The organism is uncultured Nocardioides sp. (assembly GCF_902805925.1).
Classification (GTDB): Bacteria; Actinomycetota; Actinomycetes; order Propionibacteriales; family Nocardioidaceae; genus Nocardioides.
The window spans coordinates 1-7965 of sequence record NZ_CADCUP010000101.1; the positions used below are offsets into that span (position 1 = coordinate 1).

A 7965-nucleotide genomic window follows, 5' to 3' on the forward strand; every position below is an offset into this window, starting at 1 on the left:
GTGCACCCCAACACCGTGCGCTACCGGATGCGCCAGGTCTCCGACCTCACCGGCTACGCCCCGGGCACCCCGCGAGACGCGTTCGCGCTGCAGATCGCGCTCGTCCTCGGACGTCAGTCGCGCCGTGACGCTTTGTAGGGACCCTACAAAGTTCCACCGGGCGTTTTCGTGCGCGCCAGAGGCGCGCGAGGGCCGCCGACCGGGCACTGTGGAGGTGTGCTCGTCATCGTCGCTCCCGGCCAGGGGGCCCAGACCCCCGGATTCCTGCAGCCGTGGCTGGAGGACCGCACCTTCCGCTCCCGCTTCGAGTGGCTGTCCACCGTCGCCGGGATCGACCTGGTGCACTACGGCACCGAGGCGGACGCCGACGCCATCCGGGAGACCCAGGTCGCCCAGCCGCTGCTGGTGGCGACGGGGCTCGTCGCCGCCCTCGAGCTCTTCCCCCACCCCGCCGACACGTTCGCGAACATCGGCGCCGTGGCGGGCCACAGCGTCGGTGAGCTGACCGCCGCCACCGGTGCCCGGGTGATCACCGCCGAGCAGGCGATGGTGCTCGTGCGTGAGCGCGGCCGTGCGATGGCCGGCGCGGCCGCCGAGACCCCGACCGGCATGACCGCCGTGCTGGGTGGCGACCGCGAGGCCGTGCTGGCCTCGCTGGACAAGCACGGGCTCACCGCGGCCAACGACAACGGTCCCGGCCAGATCGTCGCCGCGGGCACGACCGAGCAGCTCGCCGCCCTGGCCGCCGACCCGCCCGAGAAGGCGCGCCTGACGCCGCTGAGCGTCGCGGGCGCCTTCCACACGACCCACATGGAGCCGGCCGTCGGGCACCTGGCCGCCCTCGCCCGGTCGGTCTCGACCCACGACCCCCGCACGCGGGTGATCTCCAATCGGGACGGCAACGTCATCCACGACGGCCGCGACGTGCTGGCCCGCATGGTCGGCCAGATCGCCAACCCGGTCCGCTGGGACCTGTGCATGGACACCATGCTCGACCTCGGCGTCACCGGTGTCCTGGAGATGCCGCCCGCCGGCACGCTGACCGGCATCGCCAGGCGAGCCATGAAGGGCGTCGAGACGTTCGCCCTCAAGACGCCCGACCAGCTCGACGACGCCCGCGCCTTCTGCGACAAGCACGGCGAGGCCTCGCCGATGGAGAACAGCCCCACCTGGCGGATGGTCGTCTCGCCGGTCAAGGGCATGTTCCACCGCGCCGACGAGGCCGTCGACGGCGACAGCCTGCCGGCCGGCTCGCCGGTCGGCGACGTCGCCAGCTCTCGCGACCGGATCACGGTGAGCACCGCCCACGGTGGCCAGATCGTCGAGTGGCTCGTCGAGGACGGCGATCCGGTCGCCCCCGGCCAACCGCTGCTGCGACTCCACCCGGAGGGCTCGAGCTGATGGCCACGCTGACCAACCCCACCGGTGCACCGCACGCCACGGTCCTCGGCGTGGGCGCCTACCGGCCTCGCCGCATCGTCCCCAACGCCGAGGTGGTCGACGCGATCGACTCCAGCGACGAGTGGATCCAGCAGCGCTCGGGCATCAAGACGCGACGCTGGGCCGAGCCCGATGAGACCGTGCAGATGATGTCGGTCGAGGCGTCGCGGATCGCCCTGGAGCGAGCGGGCCTGGACGCCCAGCAGATCGACTGCGTGGTCGTGGCCACGGTGAGCCACCTGCTGCAGACACCGGCCGTGGCTGCGGCCATCGCCCACGAGCTCGGCACCGAGCAGGCCGCGGCCTTTGACATCTCGGCCGCCTGCTCCGGCTTCTGCCACGGCATCGCCATGGCCTCCGACTTCGTCCGCGCCGGCAGCGCCCGCCACGTCCTCGTCATCGGCGTCGAGCGCCTGACCGACATCCTCGACCTGACCGACCGCGGAACCGCCTTCATCTTCGCCGACGGCGCCGGTGCCGCCGTCGTCGGACCCAGCGACACCCCCGGCATCGGCCCGGTCGTCTGGGGCTCCGACGGCGAGCAGTTCGACCTGATCCGGCAGCGCGAGGACTGGCGCGACGTCGTCGGCAACCCCGAGACCCCTGGCAGCGGCGTCATGCCGCACCTGACGATGCAGGGCAACCCGGTCTTCCGGTGGGCGTCCTTCTCCATGGCCAAGATCGGCCAGCAGGCGCTGGACCGGGCCGGGGTGTCGCTCGACGAGCTCGACGTCTTCGTCCCCCACCAGGCCAACATGCGCATCATCGACGCCATGGCGCGGGCGATGAAGCTACCCGAGCGCGTCCGCATCGCCCGCGACGTCGCCGACCAGGGCAACAGCTCGGCCGCGTCCGTCCCGCTCGCCCTCGAACGGATGATCGCGGAGGGCGAGGCGAGGTCGGGCGACACCGCTCTGCTGATCGCCTTCGGCGCCGGACTGTCGTACGCCGCGCAGGTCGTCGTCGTCCCCTGACCGCATCACCCGCACGACTCGTCCCGCTCCACCACTAGAGAAGGAATGCAGATGGCCACCACCGAAGAGATCCGCACCGACCTCGCCGACATCGTCAACGAGGTCGCCGGCATCCCCGCCGAGGACGTCCAGCTCGACAAGTCGTTCGTCGACGACCTCGACGTCGACTCGCTCTCGATGGTCGAGGTGGTCGTGGCCGCCGAGGAGAAGTTCGGCGTCTCGATCCCCGACGACGAGGTCAAGAACCTCAAGACCGTCGGCGACGCCGTCGCGTTCATCGAGGGCGCCCAGAACTGATCGACCCGAACGGATGATGACGGGCTGATCGCCCTCTCGTCGCCCCAGCACACCCCTGTCACAGAAGGAAGTAGTCGCTCATGAGCAGCACCCGTGTCGTCGTGACCGGACTCGGCACCACCAGCCCCGTCGGTGGAGACGTCGTCAGCACCTGGGAGGCCATGCTCAAGGGCGAGTCCGGCGTCCGCCGGCTGGAGGAGGACTGGGGCGACGACTTCCCCGTCAAGATCGCCGCCACCGCCAAGGTCGACCCGTCCCAGGTCCTCGACCGGGTCAAGGCCCGCCGGCTCGACCGGTCCTCCCAGCTGGCGATGGTCGCAGCGATGGAGGCCTGGGCCGACTCCGGTCTCGGCGAGGGGGGCGTCGAGCCCGAGCGGCTCGGCGTCGCCATGGCCTCGGGCATCGGCGGGGTGCACACCCTGCTCGCCAACTACGACACGCTCAGGGACAAGGGCTTCCGGCGGGTCTCGCCGCTCGCCGTCCCGATGCTCATGCCGAACGCACCCGCCGCGAACGTGGGGCTGTACGTCGGGGCCCGGGCCGCGGTCAACACCCCGGTGTCAGCCTGTGCGTCGGGCAACGAGGGCATCGCGCTCGGGTTCGACCAGCTGCGGCTCGGCCGCGCCGACGTGGTCGTGTGCGGCGGCACGGAGGCGGCGATCCACCCGCTGCCGATGTCGGCGTTCGCCCAGATGATGGCGCTGTCCAAGAACTCCGGCGACCCCGCCACCGTCTCCCGCCCGTGGGACGTCGCCCGTGACGGCTTCGTGCTCGGCGAGGGTTCCGGCGTGCTGGTGCTCGAGACGCTCGAGCACGCCACGGCCCGCGGCGCGACCATCTACGCCGAGGTCCTCGGCGCCGCGATCACCAACGACGGACACGACATCGCGCAGCCCGACCCGAGCGGCCAGGGCGGCGCCCGGGCGATGGCGGGGGCCATCAAGGAGGCCGACATCGCGCCGTCCGACGTCATCCACATCAACGCCCACGCGACCTCGACGCCGCAGGGCGACATCGCGGAGGGACTGATGATCCACTCGGTGCTGGGCGACTCCGCCACCGACGTGGTGGTCACCAGCACGAAGTCGATGACGGGCCACCTCCTCGGCGGCGCCGGTGCCCTCGAGGCCGTCGCCACCGTCATGGCGCTGCGCGAGCGTGTGTCCCCGCCGACGATCAACCTCGACGACAAGGACCCGCAAGTGGACCTCGACGTGCCCACCGAGCGGCGGGACCTCCGTGGTGGCGACGCGGTGGCCATCAACAACTCCTTCGGCTTCGGCGGCGCCAACGTCGCGGTCGTCTTCGGGTCGATCTGATGACGACCACCGCCCCGGCCAAGCCGGCCAAGCTGCCCCGCGAGGAGGACCCGCGCAACCCGGTCCACCGGCTGCGTGCGCTGCTCGACGAGGGCACGCTCGAGCTGATCACCCCCGACGACGACTCCGGCATGCTGGCCGCGGTCGGCCGGGTCGCCGGCACCTCGGTGGTCGCCTTCTGCTCCGACGCCACCGTGATGGGCGGTGCGATGGGAGACGTCGGCTGCCGCGTCGTGGTCGACGCCTACCACCGCGCGATCACCGACGGCGTGCCGATCATCGGCCTCTGGCACTCCGGCGGCGCACGCCTGGCCGAGGGGGTGCTCTCGCTGCACGCGGTCGGCCGGATCTTCCAGGTGATGACGCAGGCCTCCGGCGTCATCCCGCAGGTCTCGGTGGTGCTCGGCCCCGCGGCCGGCGGCGCCGCGTACGGCCCCGCGCTCACCGACGTCGTCATCCTGGGCCCCGACGGCCGCATCTTCGTCACCGGGCCCGACGTGGTCCGCTCCGTCACCGGCGAGGACGTCGACATGCTGCGCCTCGGCGGCCCCGAGCCGCACGGCCGCCGGTCCGGCGTGGTGCACATCCTCACCGAGTCCGAGCAGGAGGCGCTGGAGCGGGCACGCACCGTGGCGTCCCTCCTGGGCTCGCAGGGCAGCATCGACCTGGCCGCGGTCGACGACCGCGACCTCGGCGCCCTGCTCCCGGAGTCCAAGAAGCGTGCCTACGACGTGCACCCGCTCGTCGACTCGATCCTCGACGAGGGCACCTCCCAGGAGCTGCACACCCGCTGGGCGCCCAACATCGTCACCGCCCTGGGCCGGTTCGGCGGCCGCACGGTCGGCGTGGTCGCCAACAACCCGCTGCGCCTCGGCGGGTGCCTCGACTCGCTCTCCGCCGAGAAGGCCTCCCGGTTCGTTCGGATGTGCGACGCGTTCGGCGTACCGCTCGTCGTCGTGGTCGACGTGCCCGGCTACCTCCCCGGCGTGGGGCAGGAGTGGGACGGCGTCGTGCGCCGAGGAGCGAAGCTGCTGCACGCCTTCGGCGAGTGCGTGGTCCCCCGGGTCACCCTGGTGACCCGCAAGACCTACGGCGGCGCCTATATCGCCATGAACGCGCGCTCCCTGGGTGCCACCCGCGTGCTGGCGTGGCCCGGCGCGGAGGTGGCCGTGATGGGCGCGGTCGCGGCGATCCGCATCCTGCACCGGCGCAAGCTGGCGGAGGTCTCCCCCGAGATCCGTCCCCAGGTGGAGGCCGAGCTGGCCGCCGAGCACGAGCGCATCGCCGGCGGGGTCGACCGGGCGGTGGAGATCGGCGTCGTCGACGAGGTCGTGGAGCCCGCACACACCCGCTCAGCCATCGCCAGGGCCATCATCGACGCGGTCGACACGGTCGGCGTACGCCGCGGCGCGCACGGCAACATCCCCCTCTGACGCCGAACGGCGGCAGAGGGGTCATACCACCTGGTGCAGCCACCTCACCGGGGCACCCTCGCCCGCGTGCCGAAACGTCTCCAGCTCGTCGTCCCAGGGCTTGCCGAGCAGCTTGTCGATCTCGTTGAGCAGCGTGGTGTCGCCCAGGGCGGCCTTGACCACGGCGGCCTTGAGCCGGTCCTCGGGGATCATCAGGTCGCCGTGCATCCCGGTGACGGCGTGAAAGACGCCCAGCTCGGGGGTGAAGGAGAACCGCGCGCCCTCGGCGCCCGCGGTCGGCTCCTCGGTGATCTCGAAGCGCAGGTGGTTCCAGCCCCGCAGCGCGGAGGCCACGGCAGCGGCCGAGCCGGTGCCACCGCTCCACGAGAGCTCGGCTCGGTACGTGCCGGGCTGGGCGGGCTGCGGCGTCCAGTCGAGGCTGACGGCAACGCCGAGCACACCACCCACCGCCCACTCGATGTGGGGACACAGCGCCGAGGGCGCCGAGTGGACGTACAAGACGCCCCGGGTGGCAGTGCGGGATGCAGCAGTAGCAGCGGTCACCATGACCTCCTTGATCACCGGCGTCGAGGTACGCCTTCCCCAGCGGTCTCGAGTGGTGGATCGAAGAGCAGATGACAGCGATGTGATTGTGGGTCCATTGTGACCCATGGGGCGCCGGCGCGCCAGCGAAACGCATACGCCGGCCCCGGCGTGTCCGGTGGGCGCCGGGTCAGCCCATCCGCTTCTCGAGCAGCTCGGCACGCTCGGCGGCGTCGGTGATCTCGTCGCTGTCGATCGCGTGCGTGCGGTGGAACCACGCCAGGGCGTCGCTCTCGCGGCCGGCCGCCTCCAGGGTGTCGGCGTAGGCGTAGCGCAGCCGCACCACCCACGCCGACCTGCTCTTGGACGTGAGCGGCGCCAGCTCCAGGGTGCGCAGGGCCGCGTCGAGCTGGCCCATGTCACGCCGGGCACCGGCCTCCACGAGCGTCATCTCGGCCTTTGCCTCGGGTGCGAAGTTCGGCACCGACGGGCTCTTGGCCAGCTTGAGGGCCTGCTCGGGCTGGCCCAGGGCCCGGTGGCAGTCGGCCATGATGGGGAGGTAGGCCGTGGCACCGTTCATGCGCTTGGCCGCGCGCAGCTCCGAGAGCGCCTCGGCGTAGTGGCCGGCGGCGTACGCCGTCTCGCCGACCGCCTCGCGCACCACGGCGAGGCGCGATGCCCGGGCGCGCGCTGCCAGCGTGTGCTGGTAGGCGGTCTCGGGGTCCTCGTCGATCAGCATGCCGGCGGCCGCCAGGTGGCGGGCGACGCGAGCTGCGAGCTTCTCGGGCAGGCCCTTGAGCTGGGCGATCACCGAACGGTCGAGCTCCTTGCCCGTGATCTCCTCCGGCAGCTCCGGACCGTCGTACTTCGCCTGGTCGGTGGTGCGCGGCACCCGCTCGTCACGGGCGCCCCGGCGGTCGTCGCGGCCCTGGTAGCCGCCCGAGCGCTGGTCACCGCGCCCGCGCTCCGGCCGACCACTGCTGGACGCTCTGCCGCCGCGCTCCGGCGCGCGTCCCGGCTTCGCGCCTCGGCTCGCCGGCGCTCCGGACCGCCCGCTGCCTCCGGGACGGCTGGGGCGCTGGTTGCGACGTTCCTCGGCCACGACTTCACCTTTCGAAGGGACTGTGCCTGCTGCTTGGGCGATAGCCCACAAGGCCATGAAATGGCGTAGAGGCCACCCTATCCGGGTGGCCTCTACGGAGTGTATGTCCGGCGGCGTCCTACTCTCCCACAGCCTCTCGGTTGCAGTACCATCGGCGCTGAAAGGCTTAACTTCCGGGTTCGGTATGGGACCGGGTGTTTCCCTTTCGCTATGGCCGCCGTAACTCTGGCGGAACACGTGCACACAGCTATGGTGTTGTGGGTGTTCCAAACTCGGTGGTGTTCCCCTACCCCCTAGTGCACACACCTGGTTGGTGGGTGTGTGTGGGGGTGGGTTGTGGTCTGGGATCTGGTTAGTGGACGCGGGCATGCTGTGATTGGGTGCGCGGGTGCTGGGCCACAGTGTGAGTGGTTTTGTACGGTGTTGGGACAAGCCCTCGGCCTATTAGTACCGGTCGGCTAGGCATTACTGCTGTACACCTCCGGCCTATCAACCCAGTGTTCTGCTGGGGGCCTTACCCGGTTGTCCCGGTGGGAAACCTCATCTTGAAACGTGCTTCCCGCTTAGATGCATTCAGCGGTTATCACTTCCGAACGTAGCTAACCAGCCGTGCCCCTGGCGGGACAACTGGCACACCAGAGGTTCGTCCATCCCGGTCCTCTCGTACTAGGGACAGCCTTTCTCAAGTTTCCTGCGCGCGCGGCGGATAGGGACCGAACTGTCTCACGACGTTCTAAACCCAGCTCGCGTGCCGCTTTAATGGGCGAACAGCCCAACCCTTGGGACCTACTCCAGCCCCAGGATGCGACGAGCCGACATCGAGGTGCCAAACCATCCCGTCGATATGGACTCTTGGGGAAGATCAGCCTGTTATCCCC

General features: G+C 70.9%; 8 protein-coding genes and 2 rRNA genes. 6 read left to right on the forward strand and 4 right to left on the reverse strand.

The window, feature by feature from the left end; translation table 11 throughout:
• The 6 genes from QZX64_RS06880 to QZX64_RS06905 all read left to right on the forward strand — a co-directional run bounded on the left by QZX64_RS06880 (position 1) and on the right by QZX64_RS06905 (position 5463).
• Positions 1-138 carry a helix-turn-helix domain-containing protein gene (locus QZX64_RS06880; protein ID WP_295657898.1) on the forward strand — a complete coding sequence of 46 codons (138 nt, stop codon included), beginning with the start codon at positions 1-3 and terminating at the stop codon, positions 136-138.
• A gap of 78 nt (positions 139-216) precedes the next feature.
• Positions 217-1401, forward strand: a complete 1185-nt coding sequence (locus QZX64_RS06885; protein ID WP_295657888.1) for an acyltransferase domain-containing protein — start codon at positions 217-219, stop codon at positions 1399-1401.
• On the forward strand, positions 1401-2414 hold the full coding sequence (locus QZX64_RS06890) for a beta-ketoacyl-ACP synthase III (protein WP_295657890.1): 1014 nt from the start codon (positions 1401-1403) through the stop codon (positions 2412-2414). The genes QZX64_RS06885 and QZX64_RS06890 overlap by 1 nt, the downstream gene beginning before the upstream one ends.
• A 51-nt stretch (positions 2415-2465) precedes the next feature.
• On the forward strand, positions 2466-2711 hold the full coding sequence (locus QZX64_RS06895) for an acyl carrier protein (protein ID WP_295657891.1): 246 nt from the start codon (positions 2466-2468) through the stop codon (positions 2709-2711).
• A gap of 80 nt (positions 2712-2791) precedes the next feature.
• Entirely contained in the window at positions 2792-4030 is a 1239-nt protein-coding gene (locus tag QZX64_RS06900; protein ID WP_295657893.1) for a beta-ketoacyl synthase, read from the forward strand.
• Entirely contained in the window at positions 4030-5463 is a 1434-nt protein-coding gene (locus tag QZX64_RS06905; protein ID WP_295657895.1) for an acyl-CoA carboxylase subunit beta, read from the forward strand. The genes QZX64_RS06900 and QZX64_RS06905 overlap by 1 nt, the downstream gene beginning before the upstream one ends.
• Positions 5464-5484: 21 nt before the next feature.
• Here the strand turns inward: QZX64_RS06905 and QZX64_RS06910 are convergent, their stop codons facing one another.
• The 4 genes from QZX64_RS06910 to QZX64_RS06925 form a co-directional block, all read right to left on the reverse strand.
• On the reverse strand, positions 5485-6009 hold the full coding sequence (locus QZX64_RS06910) for a DUF3145 domain-containing protein (protein WP_295657900.1): 525 nt from the start codon (positions 6007-6009) through the stop codon (positions 5485-5487).
• 166 nt (positions 6010-6175) lie between these two features.
• Positions 6176-7087, reverse strand: a complete 912-nt coding sequence (locus QZX64_RS06915; RefSeq protein WP_295657896.1) for a tetratricopeptide repeat protein — start codon at positions 7085-7087, stop codon at positions 6176-6178.
• Between the two features lie 105 nt (positions 7088-7192).
• Positions 7193-7309: ribosomal RNA gene (gene rrf, locus QZX64_RS06920) — 5S ribosomal RNA — on the reverse strand.
• A gap of 202 nt (positions 7310-7511) precedes the next feature.
• Positions 7512-7965 (reverse strand): 23S ribosomal RNA (locus QZX64_RS06925); the annotation flags it as partial.